Origin of the sequence: Niveispirillum cyanobacteriorum, assembly GCF_002868735.1 — a bacterium.
Lineage (GTDB): Bacteria > Pseudomonadota > Alphaproteobacteria > Azospirillales > Azospirillaceae > Niveispirillum > Niveispirillum cyanobacteriorum.
In genome coordinates, this window is sequence record NZ_CP025613.1 from 756,253 (window position 1) to 775,866 (window position 19,614).

13 protein-coding genes are annotated in these 19,614 nt (G+C 63.3%); 6 read left to right on the forward strand and 7 right to left on the reverse strand.

What is annotated here, in order from left to right; all coding sequences use genetic code 11:
* Window positions 1-166: 166 nt before the first annotated feature.
* The 4 genes from uca to C0V82_RS24180 form a co-directional block, all read right to left on the reverse strand.
* Window positions 167-3,757, reverse strand: a complete 3,591-nt coding sequence (gene uca, locus C0V82_RS24165) for an urea carboxylase (protein WP_102114963.1) — start codon at window positions 3,755-3,757, stop codon at window positions 167-169.
* 19 nt (window positions 3,758-3,776) lie between these two features.
* The gene (gene atzF / locus C0V82_RS24170; protein WP_102115190.1) at window positions 3,777-5,555 is read right to left on the reverse strand and encodes an allophanate hydrolase; all 1,779 of its coding nucleotides are present in this window, start codon (window positions 5,553-5,555) and stop codon (window positions 3,777-3,779) included.
* A 105-nt stretch (window positions 5,556-5,660) separates the two neighbouring features.
* Window positions 5,661-6,572 carry a response regulator gene (locus C0V82_RS24175; RefSeq protein ID WP_102114964.1) on the reverse strand — a complete coding sequence of 304 codons (912 nt, stop codon included), beginning with the start codon at window positions 6,570-6,572 and terminating at the stop codon, window positions 5,661-5,663.
* Entirely contained in the window at window positions 6,565-9,927 is a 3,363-nt protein-coding gene (locus tag C0V82_RS24180; protein WP_102115191.1) for a hybrid sensor histidine kinase/response regulator, read from the reverse strand. The genes C0V82_RS24175 and C0V82_RS24180 overlap by 8 nt, the downstream gene beginning before the upstream one ends.
* Window positions 9,928-10,130: 203 nt before the next feature.
* On the opposite strand from C0V82_RS24180, the gene C0V82_RS24185 reads away from it, so the two are divergent.
* From C0V82_RS24185 to urtE, 6 genes are all read left to right on the forward strand, one after another.
* On the forward strand, window positions 10,131-11,300 hold the full coding sequence (locus tag C0V82_RS24185; protein ID WP_211107954.1) for a porin: 1,170 nt from the start codon (window positions 10,131-10,133) through the stop codon (window positions 11,298-11,300).
* 116 nt (window positions 11,301-11,416) lie between these two features.
* Entirely contained in the window at window positions 11,417-12,658 is a 1,242-nt protein-coding gene (urtA, locus tag C0V82_RS24190) for an urea ABC transporter substrate-binding protein (RefSeq protein WP_102115193.1), read from the forward strand.
* 75 nt (window positions 12,659-12,733) lie between these two features.
* Window positions 12,734-14,323 (forward strand): urea ABC transporter permease subunit UrtB, encoded by a 1,590-nt coding sequence (gene urtB / locus C0V82_RS24195; protein WP_245924320.1) that lies wholly within the window; start codon window positions 12,734-12,736, stop codon window positions 14,321-14,323.
* A 10-nt stretch (window positions 14,324-14,333) separates the two neighbouring features.
* Window positions 14,334-15,476 carry an urea ABC transporter permease subunit UrtC gene (gene urtC / locus C0V82_RS24200; RefSeq protein ID WP_102114966.1) on the forward strand — a complete coding sequence of 381 codons (1,143 nt, stop codon included), beginning with the start codon at window positions 14,334-14,336 and terminating at the stop codon, window positions 15,474-15,476.
* Entirely contained in the window at window positions 15,476-16,228 is a 753-nt protein-coding gene (gene urtD / locus C0V82_RS24205; RefSeq protein WP_102114967.1) for an urea ABC transporter ATP-binding protein UrtD, read from the forward strand. Before urtC ends, urtD begins: the two co-directional genes overlap by 1 nt.
* 3 nt (window positions 16,229-16,231) lie before the next feature.
* Window positions 16,232-16,927 carry an urea ABC transporter ATP-binding subunit UrtE gene (gene urtE / locus C0V82_RS24210; RefSeq protein WP_102114968.1) on the forward strand — a complete coding sequence of 232 codons (696 nt, stop codon included), beginning with the start codon at window positions 16,232-16,234 and terminating at the stop codon, window positions 16,925-16,927.
* Between the two features lie 25 nt (window positions 16,928-16,952).
* Here urtE and C0V82_RS24215 read toward each other — a convergent pair whose 3' ends face one another.
* The 3 genes from C0V82_RS24215 to C0V82_RS24225 all read right to left on the reverse strand — a co-directional run bounded on the left by C0V82_RS24215 (window position 16,953) and on the right by C0V82_RS24225 (window position 19,593).
* A complete protein-coding gene (locus C0V82_RS24215; protein WP_102114969.1) occupies window positions 16,953-18,431 on the reverse strand; it encodes a serine hydrolase domain-containing protein in 1,479 nt (492 codons plus the stop codon).
* Between the two features lie 147 nt (window positions 18,432-18,578).
* Window positions 18,579-19,010 carry an RNA polymerase-binding protein DksA gene (dksA, locus tag C0V82_RS24220; protein ID WP_054167650.1) on the reverse strand — a complete coding sequence of 144 codons (432 nt, stop codon included), beginning with the start codon at window positions 19,008-19,010 and terminating at the stop codon, window positions 18,579-18,581.
* Window positions 19,011-19,173: 163 nt separating this feature from the next.
* Entirely contained in the window at window positions 19,174-19,593 is a 420-nt protein-coding gene (locus C0V82_RS24225) for a flagellar assembly protein FliX (protein ID WP_102114970.1), read from the reverse strand.
* Window positions 19,594-19,614 lie beyond the last annotated feature (21 nt).

Here is a 19,614-nt window from a genome sequence, read left to right on the forward strand (position 1 = left end):
AAAATTGGTAATTCCAATTTTGCTGGGCACACATGGTCATTCAGCGGACTTTCTGGTACAGCCAGATGCTATTGGCCTTACCATTTGTCTGCGATGAAAATGATAGCGGTAACTTGCCTGAAAGGGAAGTCATCTCCGCCATGCGGGGACAAGAAGCCCCCGCCCGTCAGGCCACCTCCATCGACAACAGGGCATCACCCGCCGTCACGGACCGCCCAGCCCGGCAATGAACGGCCCCGACACGACCGGCGCATCGCGCCTGGATGGTGAACTCCATCTTCATGGCTTCCAGCACGACCAGGGTCTGGCCCGGCTCCACCTGCTGCCCCACCTCGACCAGCACCTTCCAGACATTGCCGGAAATATCGGCCTGGATGGCGTTCTCATCTGCCACGGCGGGGGCGGCATCGGCCTCCGCCGCTATGACAGCGTCATCGGTCTGCCAGCGTGCCACTTCCGCCGTGAAAGCCGCCTGCTGGCGGGCGCGGAATGCCGCGATGTCGTCGGCTTCTGCCGCCCAGGCCGCCTCATGTGCCTCCAGATCGAAGACCGAGTCCTCCACGGCCACCTGCGCCCGGCCGGCACGGAAATCGGCCCGGAACCTGTCCAGTTCCGGCTCCGTCACCGGATAGAAGCGCACGCGGTCAAAGAAGCGCAGAAGCCAGGGTTCTGCTCCAAACTGCCGGTTGGCCAGGAACTTGTTCCAGATGGGCACGGTGCGCCCCACCAACTGGTATCCACCGGGGCTGTCCATGCCATAGATGCACATATAGACACCGCCGATCCCCACCGTGCCCTCCGCCGTATAGGTGCGGGCAGGGTTGTATTTGCTGGTGAGCAGGCGGTGGCGCGGGTCCAGCGGCACGGCACAGGGCGCCCCCAGATAGACGTCGCCCAGGCCCAGGACCATGTAGCTGGCATCAAAGATGGTGTCGTGCACCTGCTCCCGGCGTTCCAGGCCGTTGATCCGCTGAATGAAGTCGACATTATTGGGCAGCCACGGGGCGTCCGCCTTCACCGTTTCCTGATAGCGGGTGACGGCACCCAGTGTGGCGCTATCTTCAAACGCCATGGGCAGATGCACGATGCGGCTCGGCACCTTCAGCCCCGCCACCGCCCCCAACCCTTCTTCCAGCGTCAGCAGCGTGGCGACCAACGCATCCTGATGGATCACCCGGCTGTCATAATGGATTTGCACCGATCGCACGCCGGGCGACAGTTCGGCCACACCAGGCACCCTGGCCGCCGTCAGCGCCTCCATCAACAGATGGATGCGCAGCCGAAGCCGCAGGTCCAGCACATTCTCCCCATATTCCAGCAGGATATATTTATCGCCGGCCTGACGATAAGTGACCATGGGCCGGTCACCGCTGGCAGGCAGGCGGGTCAGGATGCAGCTGTCGGGCTCAATTACCGCCGGCACCGGCAGGCCCGTATCGTCCAGCCCGGCAATCGCCGCATCCTGTGCACGTTCCAGGGCCAGGGCGTCGGCAAAGCTGACGGGGCGGAAGCGGATTGTGTCGCCCGGTTTCACCTGCCCTACCTTCCACAGGTCGGCCTTGATGATGGTGGCAGGGCAGACAAAGCCGCCCAGGCTAGGCCCGTCACAGGTCAGGATGACGGGCGTGTCGCCGGTGAAATTGATGCTGCCGATGGCATAGACGCAGTCATGGATGTTGGACGGGTGCAACCCCGCCTCCCCGCCATCGCTGCGCGTCCATTCCGGCTTTGGCCCCACCAGCCGCACGCCCAGCCGGTTGGAATTGTGATGCACGCGGTAATCGCTGCTGAAAAAGGCTTCCATGGCCGCGGACTTGAAAAAGTCGGGCGCGCCATGGGGACCATACAACACCGCGATATCCCAATGCTTGCTATAGGCAGGGATAAGACTGGCCGGGGCTGGTGAAGGATCAAGGGTGGGAGCCGGTGTGGTGCAGGCGGGCGCCCCCGGACGGCTGACCGGCAGCACGTCGCCCACGCGCAGGGTGCGGCCCGCATGGCCGCCAAACTGGCCCAGGACGAAGGTGGATTTGCTGCCCAGATAGTCGGGCACATCCAACCCGTTGCGGATGGCGATGTAGGTGCGGCACCCGCTTTCCGCCCGGCCCAGCCGCAGCACCTGCCCCGCCTTGACACTGATCGGTGTCCAGAACGACAGCGCCTCACCACCATCCAGGCTGGCCGGCATCGCGCCGCCGGTCAGGGCGATGATGGCATCGCCATGGAACCGCAGGGTCGGCCCTTGCAGGGTGCATTCCAAACCAGCCGCCGCCGCGTCATTGCCGACAATGCGGTTTGCGAGGCGGAAGGCGTAATCATCCATCGGCCCGGAAGGCGGCACGCCGATGTCCCAATATCCGTGCCGGCCCGGATAATCCTGCACGGTGGTGTAGGTACCGGGTTCCAGCACCTCCACCACAGGCGAAACATGGTGGTAGCTGTCCAGGAAGCGGGTGGACATACGGGCGTTGATGAAGGTGTCGCCCGACAGGATGCCGCGCAGATAATCCAGATTGGTGGCAATGCCATGCAGACGCGTGGCGTCAAGGGCGGCCAGCATCTTCAACCGCGCCGCCTCCCGGTCCGGTCCATGCACGATCAGCTTGGCGATCATCGGGTCGTAATTGGCGGAAACCTCGGTCCCCGTGCGCACCCAACCATCGACGCGCACGCCCTCGGGGAAGAACACCTCCGTCAGGGTGCCGGGCGACGGCGCGAAATTGCGCACCGGGTTTTCAGCATAAAGCCGCACCTCAATAGAGGCCCCCTGCGGTTCGGGCAGATGACTGAAATCGGGCGGATCACCGGCGGCGATGCGGATCATCCATTCGACAAGGTCCAGGCCGGTCACCGCCTCCGTCACCGGATGTTCGACCTGAAGCCGCGTATTCACCTCCAGAAAGTAGAAGGCGTTACGGGCGCCGTCATAGATGAACTCAACCGTGCCGGCCGAGACATAACCCACCGCCTGCCCCAGACGCACGGCGGCGTCTAGAAGGCGGCGGCGGGTCTCAGGCGGCAATCCTGGGGCGGGCGTTTCCTCGATCACTTTTTGATTGCGGCGCTGGACCGAACAGTCCCGTTCGCCCAGCGCCACCACATTGCCCCGGCCATCGCCGAAGATTTGAACCTCCACATGGCGGGCATCGGACACGAACCGTTCGATAAACACCCCGCCATCCTTGAAGAAGGATTGGCCCAGGCGTTTCACACTATCAAACGCCGCGACCAGTTCCCCCTCATCGGCACAGCGCTGCAGGCCGATGCCGCCGCCGCCTGCCGTGCTTTTCAACATGACGGGATAGCCAATCTCCGCAGCAGCCGCCTTGGCCGCCGCCACATCCTTCAACAGGTCGGTGCCGGGCGTCAGGGGCACGCCCGCTGCCTTGGCAATCTCGCGTGAGGTGTGTTTCAGGCCGAAGCGGCGGATCTGGTCCGGGGTGGGACCGACAAAAGCGATGCCAGCGGCGGCACATTGTTCAGCGAACTCGGTATTCTCCGACAGAAAGCCATAGCCGGGGATGATGGCCTCCGCCCCCGTCTCCCTGGCAATCTCAATGATCCGGTCGCCACGCAGATAGCTTTCCGCCGGCGTCTGCCCGCCCAGCGGGATGGCGATATCGGCCACAGCCACATGCAGACTGTCGGCATCGGCGTCGGAATAGATGGCGACGGAGCGGATGCCCATCCGCTTCAACGTGCGGGCAATACGAACGGCAATCTCACCACGATTGGCGATCAGAACAGTGCTGAACATTCCCTAATCCCCTTCGTGATCAAGCAGCATTCTGCGCACGCAGGCGCATATAGGCGCGCCAGCCGCCAAGGCTGGTGATGTCGGCGGCGTCGTGGGTGGCCCAGGCCTCGCACAGGAAACCCTGCACATGTCGGCCATCGACCAGTTCCAGCGTACCGATGCCCAACGGCGGCGGAATCAGCGCCACGAATGACCCGTAATGGGCCACCGGCATGTCCCACAGCTCCACCGCGATGGGCATCCCCTCACCCGTGCGCACCAGCCCCGGCTTGGGCGGGGTCGTGCCCGGCAGGGCGTAAAGGCGATAGGCGGCGGAAGTCAGCGTACTTTCCAGAAGCACGGCTCCGCGTTCCGTCAACTGCCCGTTCAGCGGCATGCCCGATAGATGCGCGCCGACGACTGCCAGCGTGATATGCCCATGCCGTCCTTCCACCATCTTTTCTGGCTGCGGCAGCGACAGGCTGCTGGCCCCGCGCTTCCACGGACTGGCCGCCTGCCACAATCGCCCGAACTCGATCAGCCGCGCCTCGTTCCAGGCAGGTGTAATCAGGGTGATGCCGGCGGGCAGGCCGTCGCTGCGCATGCCCCCCGGCAGGGCGATGGCCGACCAGTCCAGCAGATTGACGAAATTGGTGTAAAGCCCCATACGGCTGTTCACCCCTACCGGATCGGCCATCACCTCAGCAATGGTGGGCAGGGTCGGGGCCGTGGGCACCAGCAGCCCATCCAGGCCCGCCATCAAGCCCTCGACCCGGCGCGCCAGTTCCATGCGCCGATATTCGGCCTTGAACCCGTCGGCGGCGGTGAAGTTGCGGGCCTTGTCGATGATGGAGCGGACGACGGGATGCACCGTGTCGGGCCGGTCGCGCATCACGCCTTCAATGGCGGCATAGCGTTCGGCCACCCATGGCCCGTCATAGAGCAATGCGGCCACATCCCACAGCGGCTGAAAATCAATGGCGCGCAGTTCCACGCCCAAGGAGGTCAGGCGTGACAGCGACGCCTGATAGGCCGCCTCTGCCGCGCCATCCCCGAACCAGTTGGGTGCCTTGGGAATGCCCAGCACGGGCCGCGCCGGCCAGGCGGTGGGCGGTGCCCCGGCCTTGCGGGAGTAGGCATCGGCAGCATCATAGCCCTGCATCTGCTCCATCACACTGGCCGCATCATCGACCGACAGGGCCATGATGGTGATGCAGTCCAGCGTGCGGCAGGCCGGCACCAGCCCGCGCGTGGAGACCAGCCCCCGCGTGGGCTTAAACCCCACAAGATTATTGTGCCCCGCCGGCACCCTGCCCGACCCCGCCGTATCGGTGCCCAGCGCAAACGGCACCAGACCGCGCGCCACCACCGATGCCGACCCGGAACTGGACCCGCCGGAAACATGATCCGGGCTGAAGGCATTGGGCACGGTGCCATAGGGGGATCGGGTGCCGACCAGCCCCGTGGCGAACTGATCCAGGTTGGTCTTGCCGATGACAATGGCCCCCGCCGCCTCCAGACGCGCCACGGCGGTGGCGCTGACATCCGGCTGATAGGCAAAATCCGGGCAGGCGCAGGTAGTGGGCAGGCCTGCGGCGTCGATATTGTCCTTCACAGCAAAGGGAATGCCATAAAGCGGGGCCGACGGGTCCAGGGCCGCGATCCGCGCCTGCAACGCATCCGTCCCGATCAGGCTGATCCAGGCGGGATCATCGCCGGACAGCGCCTCCAGCAGCTTGGGCAGCAAATCCTGCGGGCGTTGCCCAGCCCGATAGGCCTTGGCCCAGTCCTGCACGGTCCAGAATTGGGTGACAATCATCGCGCTCATGGTCCGATCTGGTTCCTGTACCGATTACCCCGGCCAGACCAGTATGCGGATCCATGCTGCACCGCCATATACGCAGGATGACGTATTGGTGGGACGCTACCCCTTGCCCGCCATGATCCGCATGGCCAGTGAGGTTGCCGACGCGCGGTTTTCCACGCCCATCTTGGCGAAGATGCGCTCAAGGTGTTTGTTCACGGTGCGCGGGCTGATGCCCAGGATTTCGCTGATTTCCCGATTGGTTTTGCCATGTATCAGCCAGCGCAGAACTTCGACCTCACGCAGGGTCAGGTCGATCTGCGCCCGCAATATATCCTCGCCCGACGGGCCGGCGGCCGTCAGTTGGAACAGATATTCACCCGGCCCAGTGGGCAACAGGTAACGCGCCGGCCCCACCCCGGCGGCGGGTGCCAGGGGTTCTGCCGTCTCCGTGTCCGACCCACCGGCCACGGCACGTTGCAGCAGGGCCTGCACCGGTTCCGGCGGCACGGCCCCCTCGCCAAATGCCGCCGACAGAAGACTGGCCGCCTGCGGTGTTGACCACAGAATATGCCCCTGCGGATTGACAGCGAACAGGTGGCGGCCCGATGCATCAAGCGCCAGCCGCGCCCCATGCGCCGCCCGCGCCGTGGCGATATGCACCCGGATGCGGGCCAGCAGTTCGACCAGATTGACGGGCTTGGTCACATAATCGGTGCCCCCCACCTCCAGCCCGCGCAGCACATGGGCGGTTTCGGTCAGGCCGGTCATGAAGATGACGGGCAAATGCGCCGTGCGTGCGTCCCGCTTGATCTGCTGGCATGTGGTGAAACCGTCCATGCCCGGCATAACGGCATCCATCACCACCAGCGACGGCATCACGCGTTCCAGCAGGGTCAAGGCCGCCTCCCCCCGCGTGGCGGCCAGGGCCGTGAACCCGCCGCGTTCCAACGCGTCGACCAGCATGTTCAACTCGTCTCGATTATCATCGACGACCAGGACCATATCGCTGGCGGTTGCCCCGTCACGCATGTTCCGTCCCCATCATCCCGGCGGTGCCCAGCACCTCTGCCAGCCGTTCATACTCAAACCCCTGGGCCAGCAGCGACAGCCGGTCGAACCAGCCCTCATGCCCCGGATGGGTGGCGCGCAGCTCCCGCAGCAGCAGCTCGATCCCCCGCGCATGACCGATCTTGGCCAGGTTCAGCAGGCCCGCGATTTCCGCCGCCGTCAGGGCGGGGGCCACGGGAACGCCTTCGGCCATCGGTTCCTCCCGTTGCCATTCCAGGTCCAGCAGCACCTCCAGCCGCTCCAGAAGCTGGGCGATATCCACTGGCTTCACCAGGAAATCATCATGCGGCTGATCGGTCCCCCGCCCGCGTTCTGCCAGATCATGCGCCTCCGCCGACAGAAGCAGGATCAGCAGATCCGCCATCCCGCCATCGCGTAACGCCTGCGCCACCTGCCAGCCATTGAGGCCGGGCATGGAGATATCCAGGATCAGCAGGTCCGGATTATGCCGGGGGGCGAGGTCCAGGCATTCCACGCCATTGCTGGCAAAGATCAGGTCAAACCCAAGCGGTTCCAGCAATTGCCGCATCATGGACAGGTGCTGCGCATCATCATCGCACAGCAGGATGGTGCGCCGGTCACCATGATAGCCCAGAACCCGGTGGCTGGGCCGCGCCTGCACCGGCGCCCGCACTTCTGACAGCAGCATATGCACCTTGAAACTGCTGCCCTTTCCCGGCTGGCTGTCCATGGTCAGTTCGCCCCCCAGCACATGGGTCAAAAGCCGCGTGATGGTCAGGCCCAGGCCCGTGCCGGGGATGGCGTCCATCCGGCTGGGCAGATTGCCCCGGTCGAACGGCAGGAAGATGCGCTCCCGGTCCTCCGGCGCCACGCCAATGCCGGTGTCTGCCACCTCGAATTCCGCGGTTTCCCCACGCCGGCGCACGCTGAACCGTACCTGCCCGCGCTCCGTGTATTTCACGGCATTGGACAGAAGGTTCATCAATATCTGGCCCAGCCGCTTCTCGTCCGTCAGGACAAAACGCGGCAGGGTCGGGTCGGGTCGGTACTCAAACGCCACATCCTTGGCCGCTGCCTGTGGCCCGAACATGTCGGCCAGTTGCGCCAGGAAGGCCGGCAGGTCCACGACATCGCGGCTGATCTGTACCGTGCCGGTCTCGATCTTCGAAATATCCATCAACCCATCAACCAGGCGGGTAATGTGCTCCGCACTACGCCGGATCACCCGCACCGCATCTTCGGGCTGTCGCAAGCCGCCACGTTCCAGCAGTTGCGCATAGCCATTGATGGAATTTAGCGGCGTGCGCACCTCGTGGGACAGGCCGGCGATGAAGCGGGTCTTGGCGATGTTGGCGGACTCCGCCGCCTCCTTGGCCTTTTGCAGGGCGGCGTCGGTCTGTTCATGCGCCTCGATCTCGTCCAGCAGCAACGTCATCCGTCGCTCGCTCTCTTCCTCCGCCAAGCGCCGGCTTTCATGGGCCAGAACGATGGCCCAGGCCGCCAGCCCCATAATGATCAGGGCCGACGCAAAGACGATCTGCAGGGTGGTCCGCACCGTTTCCTTCGGTACGCCCGGTATCGCCCCGTACTGCGTACCGATCAGGGCCAGCAGCATGGCCATGCCCGCCGTCAGCAGCGCCATAACGGCCGCGAACCGCCCGATACGGCTGCCCAGCCAGCGGCGCAGTGCCACCGGAAGATGGTTGCCCACCAGATCGGACAATTGCTCCCCCAGCGTCGCCCGCACCTTGCACCGGTCATGGCAGCGCGTTTCCAGCGAACAGCAGAGCGAGCAGATAGGAGCGCCATAGGCCGGGCAGTAGGACATGTCCGGCGGCTCGAACATATTCTCGCATACCGAACAGCGAATCAGGCCGCCCTCCGTCGCCATCACGTCTGGCTGCCGCGCAATGTAATAGCGCCCCTTGGTAGCCCAGGCGATGATGGGGGCCGAGACAAAGGCCGACACCAGCCCCAATAACGGCGCAAAGGCCCGCGCTAACTCCCCCAGCAGCCCGAAAAAGGCCGACAGCGACAGCAGCAGCGATATGCCCATGGCACCAACACCGACGGGGTTGATGTCGTACAGGTGCGCGCGGCGGAATTCGATGCTGGGCGGGCTCCAGCCCATGCGCTTATTGACCAGAAGGTCAGCGGTCAGTGCACCCACCCACGCGACGGCCAGATTGGCATAGATGCCCAGGATGCTCTCGATCACCCCGAAAATCCCCATCTCCATCAACATCAGCGCCAGCATGACGTTGAAGACCAGCCAGACGACGCGACCCGGATGGGAATGGGTCAGGCGGGAAAAGAAGTTGGACCAGGCAATGGAGCCGGCATAGGCATTGGTGACATTGATCTTGGCCTGACAGACCACGATGAAAATCACCGTCAGGGCTAGGGCGAGGCCCGGCGACGACACGATCCGTTCAAAGACCATGCGGTACATGGATGTCGGTGTTGCAGCCTCCAGCGCACTCATGCCCGCCTGAATGGCCGCATAGCCCAGCAGCGATCCGGCCACCAGCTTGGCCCCGCCGATAAAGATCCAGCCCGGCCCCGCAATCAGCATGGCGCTCCACCAACCAACCTTACCCGCCCGTTTGCGGTCCGGCAGGAAGCGCAGATAATCCACCTGCTCCCCGATTTGCGGCAGCAGCGACAGCAGTACAGACGTGGCGAGGCCAAAGGCCAGCAGCGAAAACCCGCCCTCCGGCGCGTGCAGCCCCGCCAGACGGGTCCAGCCCGACAATTCCCCCGGTGCTGCCAGCATGACAAAGGCCAGGGGGGAAAGCTGCAGCACCAGCCAGACCGGTTGCGTCCAGACCTGCATCCAACTGATCTTGCGGATGCCATGGATGGCGATGGGCAGCACGATCAGGGCGCTGACCATGTGTGATAGCCAGAGCGGGATGCCCAGGCAGAGGGTTAGCGCCTCCGACATGATGGCCGCTTCCAGGGCCAGCAGGATGAAGGTGAAACCGGCATAGATCAGAGAGGTGAAGGTGGAACCGATATAGCCGAACCCGCCACCGCGGGTCAGCAAATCCATATCCACGCCGAACTTCGCCGCGTAATAGGCGATAGGCAGGCCGGTCGCCAGCACCAGCATGGAGACCAGTACGATGGCCGCCATGGCATTGGTGAATCCATAGGCCAGCGTGATCGACGCCCCGATCGCTTCGCACGCCAGGAAGGAGATGGCGCCCATGGCCGTATTGCCCACCCGGAACGGCGACCAACGCCGCGCGCGGTCAGCCGTGAACCGCAGGGCATAATCCTCCACCGTTTGGTCGGAGACCCAGCGGTTATACTGTCGCCGCACACGCACGATGGGCAGCGATTTCAGCATGCGCAGATGTCCATCAAAGCCCCCGCCCCCCAGAACCTGTTCCACCCCATGCTCAGGACCCTAAACCGGTCCAGCATGCGCAGACATACGTCGTCTGACGTATTCGTTTTCGCATCTGCGAGACATTAACCTTCCTTTCACAAACAGGGCCATGGGCAGCAACAGCCCAGCTAAGGATTTTTCCGCAAAACAGGGGGTGCTTCATGATGGGACGCAAGTTTGCGTCGCGGCCGGCGGCTGCGCGCATGGCGGTATCGGCCTTGGCGCTTGTGCTGGCCGGCCTGTCCGCTTCCCCGGCTTCGGCCGGTTTCACGCAGACATTCGGGGATGGCAAATCGCTGTCCATCGGCCTGGGCATGCGCGGTTCTTATACCAGCGCCGAAGATGGCGCGCCCAGCGGCAGCGACCGGTCGAACGAGTTCAATCTGGACAGCGTGCGCGTCTTCGTCTCCGGCTCCCTGTCGGACACGATCAAGGCGACCTTCAACACCGAACGCGATGGCGACGGGAACCTGAAACTGCTGGACGGTTACGCCCGCTTTGAATTCTCCGATGAATTCAACATCTGGGTCGGCCGCATGCTGCCACCCAGCGACCGCGCCAACCTGGATGGCCCTTACTACATCAACGCCTGGTCCTACCCTGGTGTCGTCTCGCAGTACCCGGCCAAATTCGCAGGCCGCGATGATGGCGCCACCGTCTGGGGCAAGCTGCTGGACAAGCGCCTGACCTATGCCGCCGGCGCCTTCAAGGGCCATAACCGCATCCGGGGCGCCAGCAACCAGGGCGACAATATGCTGTTCACGGGGCGACTGGCCTACAACTTCCTCGACGTGGAGGATAACCCCGCCTATTACACCAGCAGCACATATTATGGTTCCGCCGACGTGCTGACGCTGGCCATTGCCGGTGCGTATCAGGAGGATGGCGTGGGCACCGCCGCCCGGCCCGGCGATTACGGCGCCGTCAGCATCGATGCGCTGTTTGAGAAGAAGCTGGGCGATGCCGGGGCCGTCACCCTGGAAGGTGCCTGGTATTCCTATGACACGGACGGCGTAGCCGACGTGGCACCCGGTTTCGGCGGCGCGTCGGGCACCGCCAATGTCGGCGGCGTCGTGGCGGGTGAGGCCTGGCTGATCGGCGGCGCCTATTTGCTGCCGGCAAAGGTTGGTATCGGCCAGTTCCAACCCTTTGTCCGGTATCAGACCTTTGACCCAGACGCCTCTCGGTTTGACACCAAGCAATATGATTTCGGCGTCAACTATGTGATCAGCGGTCATTCCGCCCGCATCAGCGCCGAATATTCCACGGTTGATACCGGCCCGGGTGCTGACAGCGACCGGTTCACACTGGGACTGCAATTGCAGTTCTGACGGTGGCGGCCGCGCACGCCCTTTCCCCAAAACCATTTCTGCTGACGGGAGATAACCCCATGTCGCGTCGTCAATTCCTGCGTTCCGCCGTCCTGTCCATCACCGGTGCTGCCCTGATGCTGGGCACGGCCGGGGTGGCGCTGGCCGCTGACAAGCCGCCGATCAAGGTCGGCATCCTGCATTCGCTGTCGGGCACCATGGCCATCAGCGAGACGACCTTGAAGGACGTCATGCTGATGCTGATCGAGGAGCAAAACAAGAAGGGCGGCGTGTTGGGCCGCAAGCTGGAGCCCGTGGTGGTAGACCCCGCCAGTAACTGGCCGCTGTTCGCTGAAAAGGCACGGGAACTGCTGGCGGTGCAGAAGGTGTCGGCCACGTTCGGCTGCTGGACCTCGGTGTCGCGCAAATCGGTTCTGCCGGTGTTTGAGGAACTGAACGGCATCCTGTTCTACCCCGTGCAATATGAGGGGGAGGAAAGCAGCCGTAATGTCTTTTACACCGGTGCCGCCCCCAACCAGCAGGCGGTGCCGGCGGTGGATTATCTGATCGGCGAAGGGGTGCAGCGCTGGGTCCTGGCCGGCACCGACTATGTCTATCCGCGCACGACCAACAAGATCCTGGAAGCCTATCTGAAGGCCAAGGGCGTGAAGGCCGAAGATATCATGATCAATTATACGCCGTTCGGCCATGCCGACTGGCAGTCGATTGTGAAGGATATCAAGACCTTCGGCGGTGCGGGCAAGAAGACGGCCGTCGTGTCCACGATCAATGGCGATGCCAATGTGCCCTTCTATAAGGAACTGGCCAACCAGGGCATCAAGGCAACCGACATCCCCGTCATCGCCTTTTCGGTGGGTGAGGAGGAACTGGCCGGCATCGACACCAAGCCGTTGCAGGGTCATCTGGCCGCCTGGAACTATTTCCAGAGCGTGAAGACCCCGATCAATGCTGAATTCATCAAGAAGTGGCAGACCTTCACCAAAAACCCCAAGCGCGTCACTAACGACCCGATGGAAGCGCATTTCATCGGCTTCAACATGTGGGTGCAGGCGGTGGAAAAGGCCGGCACCACCGATCCCGATAAGGTGATCGACGCCATGGTCGGCGTGGCCGTGCCCAACCTGTCGGGCGGCTATTCCGCCATGCTGCCCAACCATCACATCACCAAGCCCGTCCTGATCGGCGAGGTGCAGGCCGATGGGCAGTTTGAAACCGTTTGGAAGACGCCGGGCCTGGTCGCCGGTGACGAATGGTCCGACTACCTTCCCGACAGCAAGGACCTGATCGCCGATTGGCGCAAGCCGCTGTCCTGCGGCAACTTCAACACCGCCACGGGCAAGTGCGGCGGCGCGAAGTAAGACGGTAATGACGCCCCCTCTCCCACCTGGGTGAGAGAGGGGGTTCGCTGCTTCCCGAAAGGCCACCCCATGCGAATGCTGCTTCTGCTGCTGTCCCTGCTGGTCACGCCGCCGGTGTTGGCACAGGCGACGGGTCCCCTGATCGATGCGCTGGCCACCGATGATTACGCCGCCAAGGAACAGGCGCTGACGGCCCTGACGGAAACGGGTGATCCCGCGATCGTCCCGGCCCTGAAGGCACTGGAAAGCGGTCAGCTTTACCGAAGGCTGGCCGATGACAAGGTGCTGATCGGGCAGGAGCAGGAGGAAAGCATCAGCCTGACCGACCCACTGACGGGGGCAGCCGTGGGAACGGAGCCGGCGGGCAATGTAGAGCTGATCCGCGTCAATAACCGCCTGCGCCGGGCCATTGGTGCCTCGCTGGGTGCTCTGACATTGCGCAGCCCCGATGCCGCCGTCCGCCGCACCGCGGCTGAAGCCGTTTTTGTCAGCCGGGACGCCGCAGCGTTGCCGTTGGTGGAGGCGGCACTGGCTGCGGAGCAGGACATAAAGGTCAAGCGCAGCCTGGAACAGGCCCGCGCCGCCATCCTGCTGGCCGATGACACTCTTGGCACTGATGACAAGCTGTCTGCCATCGCCACCATCGCCGACAAGGGCGGACAGGCGGTGCTGGCCCTGCTGAACCCGTTGTTGGGCAGCGAGGATGCCGCGGTGGCCAAGGCCGCAACAGAGGCGGTGCGCCTTATTGAGAACAAGCTGGCCTGGGCGGCGGCGGCACAGAACATCATCTATGGCCTGTCGTTGGGCTCCGTCCTGCTGCTGGCCGCCATTGGTCTCGCCGTCACCTTCGGTGTGATGGGCGTGATCAACATGGCACATGGGGAAATGGTGATGCTGGGTGCCTACACGACCTATGTCGTGCAGGATGTGATCCGTACCCATGTGCCCGGCCTGTTCGACTGGTCCTTGCTGATCGCTCTGCCCCTGGCCTTTGTCGTGGCAGGCGGGGTTGGCATCCTGATTGAGCGCGGCATCATCCGCTTCCTCTATGGCCGCCCGCTGGAAACGCTGCTCGCCACTTGGGGCCTGTCGCTGGTGTTGCAGCAGGCGGTGCGCTCGATTTTCGGCCCCACCAATATGGAGGTGGGAAATCCAGACTGGATGGCTGGCGCATTTCAGCTGGGGGATATCACCATCACCTTTGGCCGCATGTGGATTTTCCTGTTCGGCCTGATGGTCTTCGCGGCCCTGATGCTGCTGTTGCGCCGCACGCCGTTGGGATTGCAGATGCGCGCCGTGACCCAGAACCGGGCGATGGCGCGGGCCATGGGCATCCGTACCGCGCGCGTCGATGCGCTTACCTTCGGCTTAGGCTCGGGCATCGCCGGGTTGGCGGGCGTGGCACTGTCACAGATCGACAATGTCAGCCCCAATCTGGGCCAGGGATACATCATCGACAGTTTCATGATCGTGATCTTTGGCGGCGTCGGCAACCTGTGGGGCACGCTGGTCGGCGCCCTATCGCTGGGCGTTGTCAACAAGCTTTTGGAACCGCTGGCAGGCGCGGTGCTGGGCAAGATCCTGGTGCTGGTCGGCATCATCCTGTTCATCCAGGCGCGTCCGCGGGGCCTTTTCGCCCTGAAGGGCCGCGCCATCGAACATTGAGGGGACGCCCATGCAAGGCGGAATTCTGTTGCCAAGGTTGGACCGGGCGGGGTTGCTGTTCGGTGCCGTGGCCCTGGGACTGGCCATCCTGATCCCGGTGCTGAATCTGCTGGTGCCAGCCGACAGCGCGTTCCATGTGCCCCCGCATATGGTCGCGTTGATGGGCAAGTATCTTTGTTATGCCCTGCTGGCCTTGTCGGTTGATCTGGTCTGGGGCTATTGCGGTATCCTATCCCTGGGCCATGGTGCCTTCTTCGCGCTGGGCGGCTACGCCATGGGCATGTATCTGATGCGGCAAATCGGGCCGCGCGGCATGTATGGCCACCCCACCCTTCCCGATTTCATGGTCTTCCTGAACTGGCAGGAACTGCCCTGGTACTGGCTGGGATTTGACCAGTTCTGGTTTGCGGCCATCATGGTGCTGCTGGTGCCGGGTCTGCTGGCGGGGCTGTTGGGTTGGCTGGCCTTCCGCAGCCGGGTGACAGGCGTGTACCTGTCGATCATCACCCAGGCGATGACCTTCGCCCTGCTGCTGGCGTTTTTCCGCAATGACATGGGTTTTGGCGGCAATAACGGCCTGACCGACTTCAAAGATATCCTGGGCGCCTCCATACAGGCCGATGGCACGCGCAGCGCCCTGTTCGCGGCGTCCGCCATTGCGCTGGCGCTGGGGTTCATCCTCTGCCGCTGGATCGTGCGGTCAAAGCTGGGCCGCGTGCTGGTCGCCATCCGTGATGCCGAAAGTCGTACCCGGTTCCTGGGCTATCGCGTGGAACATTATAAGCTACTGGTCTTCGTCACCTCGGCCTGCATGGCCGGGGTGGCGGGGGCGCTGTATGTGCCGCAGGTCGGCATCATCAATCCCGGTGAATTCAGCCCCGCCAATTCGATCGAAGCGGTGATCTGGGTCGCCGTTGGTGGTCGCGGCACCCTGATCGGGTCGGTGATCGGCGCGGTCCTGGTCAATTTCGGCAAGACCCTGCTGACCAACGCCCTGCCGGAAATCTGGCTGTTCGCGCTGGGCGGCCTGTTCATCGCGGTCACCCTGTTCCTGCCGCGTGGCATTGTCGGCCTGTGGACCGACCATCGGCGGCGGCGGCGGGAAAAGCAGGCCGCCGCCATCGCCACCCAGACCGTGACGGAGGGGCAATAATGTCAAAACCCGATCCGCAGCACACCCAGCTCTACCTTGATGGCGTCTCTGTCAGCTTTGACGGGTTCCGGGCGCTGAATAACCTGTCACTGATCATCATGCCGGGTGAAATGCGCGCCATCATCGGCCCCAACGGGGCGGGCAAGACCACGATGATGGATGTGATCACCGGCAAGACCCGGCCCGACAAGGGCACCATCCTGTTCGATGGCGACACCGACCTGACGGAAATGGACGAGGCCGATATCGCCACGCTGGGCATTGGCCGCAAATTCCAGAAGCCGACCGTGTTTGAAAGCCATACGGTCTGGGACAATCTCGACCTGGCCCTGGCCGGAAAGCGCGGACCGTTCGCCAGCCTGTTCCACCGCGAAGGGGCGAATGATGACCGGATCCTTTCCATCCTGGATACGATCCGCCTGCCCGCCCGCCGCCATGTCCTGGCCGGATCGCTGAGCCATGGTCAGAAGCAATGGCTGGAAATCGGCATGCTGTTGGCCCAAGAACCGAAATTGCTGCTGGTCGATGAACCGGTGGCCGGCATGACCGATGCGGAGACGGCGGAGACGGCGCGCCTGCTGCGGGAGATTGCGCAGACGCGGTCGGTTGTCGTCGTCGAACATGACATGACGTTCGTGCGCGATCTGGATGTGAAGGTGACGGTCCTGCATGAAGGCTCCGTCCTGTCCGACGGCTCGTTGGACCATGTCAGCGCCGATCCGCGCGTGATCGAAGTCTATCTGGGGCGGTGAGACATGCTGAACCTGAATGAGATCGACCTGCATTATGGTGCTGCCCAGGCCCTGCGCCGGGTCAGCGTTACAGCACAGCCGGGCAAGGTCACCTGCCTGATGGGCCGCAATGGCGTGGGCAAATCCTCCACGCTGCGCGCCATCATCGGTCACCGCCCGATTAGCGGCGGCTCCATCACCTGGGAAGGGGTGGATATCTCCAAGCTTTCCACCGAGGACCGGGCCCGGCGCGGCATCGCCTATGTGCCGCAGGGGCGGGAGATTTTCCCCCTGCTGACCGTGAAGGAGAATCTTGAGACCGGCTTCGCCCCCCTGCCCCGGCGTCAGCGTTTCATCCCGGATGAGATTTTCGAGCTGTTCCCCGTCCTGAAATCCATGCTGTCGCGGCGCGGTGGTGACTTGTCCGGTGGGCAGCAGCAACAGCTTGCCATCGGCCGCGCTCTGGTCACCCGTCCGCGCCTGCTGCTGCTGGATGAACCGACCGAGGGCATCCAGCCCAGCATCATCAAGGATATCGGCCGCGCCATCTCCTGGCTGCGCGACCGGGGCGACATGGCCATCGTCCTGGTGGAGCAGTATTTCGAGTTCGCCCGCGATCTGGCCGACCTTTACGCCGTTCTGGACCGGGGGGAGGTGGTGATGGCCGGCGACAAAGCGGGACTGGTGGAAACCGAAGTGCGCAAATTCTTGACCGTGTGAGGATTGCCGTGGCGGTAGAACCGCTTCAGCGGACGGGCACACCGATATCCCCCTTCACGCCGCGCGCTTGCAACAGGGCGGGCAGGATCACGTTGGCCATGATCTTGTTCGGCGGTGCTCCGCCCGTATTGTAGCGCGAGCCCGTGAAGACGGCGATCAGGTCAAGCTCGGGTACGATGTAAATCTTCTGGCCGCCATTGCCTTGCGCAGCGCTCATATAGACGTGCCGGGTTCCGTCCGGCATTGAAACGCGTAGTGACATACGCCACCAGAGGAAACCGTAGTCTGTATTCTCCACACGGCTGAGTGAAGAGAGCGACTCCCGGACCCAGACAGCGGGCAACACTTGCCTTTTTCCCCATCGTCCCTCATTCGCGTAGAGCATAGCGAATTTCAGCATGTCGCGCGGGCGCATGGACATCATGCCGAACGATTTGTCACGATCGGTCAGGTAGTGCTCCCATGTCCAATCGGACCGGTGGATACCCAACGGCCCGAACAGATGTTCTTGTGCGTAGTCGGGCAACGTGCGGCCCGTCGCCTTTTCCACTGTGCGACCGGCCAGAAAGGTAGCACCTGTACAATAGCGACCAACCGTGCCAGGTGCCTCGACCATTTTCAGGTCAATCATCACACGGATCCAGTCGGGCTTGTCGTACAGTTTATTCTCGCCGCCAGGAGAGTTCGCTGAATAGTCGTTGCAGTCCAGTCCAGATTGCAGGGTGAGGAGATGGCGTAAGGTTATCGCGGACTTACGCGGATCGGCGTTGGCAATGTCCGCGTAGCCAAGCCAGGGCAGAACGGGCTCGTCCAACGTGATAGCGCCGTTTGCGACCGCAGCACCTACGACAGCGCCCACCACCGATTTGGTTGCAGAGCGCAACTGATGCGGCGTGTTGCGGTCATAGCCGTAAAAATATTCCTCCAGCACGAGCTGGCCGCCCTGAAAGATCAGGATGCCATCCACATCCGGCCAGGTCTTGTTGAGGACACCAGCGACGACACTGCTGGCGGCGTCGGTGCCGAGGTCAGATCTGGCGACATGGCCCACCGGGATGCCGTCTTTCAGGGCGCGTGGTATCCGGTAGCGATAGGCAGGCGACCCGACCGGGCGGGGCTGGAAACCCGCTTCAGTCAAGGGAGTTATGGTCGCCGATAAGCGCTGATAAAGGCCTGTATTGTCCTCAACAGCGTTAACCTGACCATCGGGACCGCGATGAAAGATAACGTCTGCGCCGCCGCCATTGATGAAGACATCAGCCGACTTTCGGCGCAACGGATACTTGCCGCCGCTGATCACTGCATACAGGTCGTCAGGGGCAGCGATCTCCATCGTTCCGCCCTGATAGACATAGGTGCCTACGAAGTCGGTCAGAGGCGGAAACTTGGGTAACTGGGACGGCCCGGCTAAATCAGTCGATGGTTGCTGGGCGATTGACGGCTTGCCGACAGCCGCCAAGGCAAGTGCGAGGGCGATCGTCAGGAACAAGCCCAGGTGACGCATCGTTTGCCTTCCTTCTGGAACGAGGTCTGCGAACCAGAGAAGAAACAGACATACCTCACCCGGCCAGTTAATCGCCGCTGCGACCGGTTCGAACAGAACACCGGCAACAGCACGCGAAACGCCTTCTCGTGCCGCTCGCACGCCACCTCAATCGTCGCGGTGCGTGCGCTCCATCCGCTCATGGCGTTCCTGGGCTTCCAGGCTCATGGTGGCGATGGGACGGGCTTCGAGGCGACGAACACCGATCGGCTCCCCCGTCTCCTCGCAATAGCCGTATTCACCGTCATGGATGCGCTGCAGGGCGCTGTCGATCTTGGAGATCAGCTTGCGCTCGCGGTCGCGGGTGCGCAGTTCGAGCGCGCGATCCGTCTCCAGCGTTGCACGGTCGGCAATGTCGGGTTCCTGCAACCCGCCATCCTCGTGCAGGCTGTTCAGCGTCTCGCTGCTTTCACGCAGCAGCTCCGCGCGCCATTGCAGCAGTTTGTGCCGGAAGAAGGCCCGCATCAGCGGGTTCATATATTCCTCGTCCTCCGACGGGCGGTAATCGGCGGGGAGCAGAGGCAACGTATTAGACGACATCTGACTGGTCCGATCCTGGGCCTGGAAACGGCGCGGAGTATAGGGAGACAAGGCCCGGCCCGCAACAGGCGAACAGCGTCGGCGCAAAACTTCTAATGCGCTGAAACCAAACAATTTACTGGAGAAGCAGCCCGATTGATCATTCGGGTGTATGCCGGCTGGGTCAGCCCTGCGGGGTCAGCTTCGCGATCTCCACCTGCGCCCGCAGGTCGATCTCGTCCAGAACCTGCTGCAGCTCTGGATCGTCCAGGTCGCCAATGCGATTCTGTAGAACCCGCGACAGCTCATGCAGCTTTTCCAGCGGGATGGTGCCCATCAGCAGACCGAGACGGATTTCATCCAGCCGGTCCAGGATATCCTCACCCCGTGCCTGCGCCTTGCGCTTCTTGCCGGACAGGGCGTCATCGACCTCCTGCAGGGCAAACAGCGGATTGATGCCGGACAGGCCCTGCGAACCCGAGGAACGGGAGACGCCCTCATCCTCGTCCCCGCCCTGGATATGGCGCGCGAACTCGCCACCACCGCTGCGCGTGGCTTTTTTCACCTGACCGGGACGGGCGGAGGAAGGACCCTCGATCTTCATGGTGCGGCTGGCTGCTTTCGC

Bases quoted from the DNA above. Each gene is read 5' to 3' on its own strand.
- uca (WP_102114963.1), bottom strand. From the start codon at position 3,757: ATGTTCAGCACTGTTCTGATCGCCAATCGTGGTGAGATTGCCGTTCGT.
- atzF (WP_102115190.1), bottom strand. From the start codon at position 5,555: ATGATTGTCACCCAATTCTGGACCGTGCAGGACTGGGCCAAGGCCTAT.
- C0V82_RS24175 (WP_102114964.1), bottom strand. From the start codon at position 6,572: ATGCGTGACGGGGCAACCGCCAGCGATATGGTCCTGGTCGTCGATGAT.
- C0V82_RS24180 (WP_102115191.1), bottom strand. From the start codon at position 9,927: ATGCTGAAATCGCTGCCCATCGTGCGTGTGCGGCGACAGTATAACCGC.
- C0V82_RS24185 (WP_211107954.1), top strand. From the start codon at position 10,131: ATGATGGGACGCAAGTTTGCGTCGCGGCCGGCGGCTGCGCGCATGGCG.
- urtA (WP_102115193.1), top strand. From the start codon at position 11,417: ATGCTGGGCACGGCCGGGGTGGCGCTGGCCGCTGACAAGCCGCCGATC.
- urtB (WP_245924320.1), top strand. From the start codon at position 12,734: ATGCTGCTTCTGCTGCTGTCCCTGCTGGTCACGCCGCCGGTGTTGGCA.
- urtC (WP_102114966.1), top strand. From the start codon at position 14,334: ATGCAAGGCGGAATTCTGTTGCCAAGGTTGGACCGGGCGGGGTTGCTG.
- urtD (WP_102114967.1), top strand. From the start codon at position 15,476: ATGTCAAAACCCGATCCGCAGCACACCCAGCTCTACCTTGATGGCGTC.
- urtE (WP_102114968.1), top strand. From the start codon at position 16,232: ATGCTGAACCTGAATGAGATCGACCTGCATTATGGTGCTGCCCAGGCC.
- C0V82_RS24215 (WP_102114969.1), bottom strand. From the start codon at position 18,431: ATGCGTCACCTGGGCTTGTTCCTGACGATCGCCCTCGCACTTGCCTTG.
- dksA (WP_054167650.1), bottom strand. From the start codon at position 19,010: ATGTCGTCTAATACGTTGCCTCTGCTCCCCGCCGATTACCGCCCGTCG.
- C0V82_RS24225 (WP_102114970.1), bottom strand. From the start codon at position 19,593: ATGAAGATCGAGGGTCCTTCCTCCGCCCGTCCCGGTCAGGTGAAAAAA.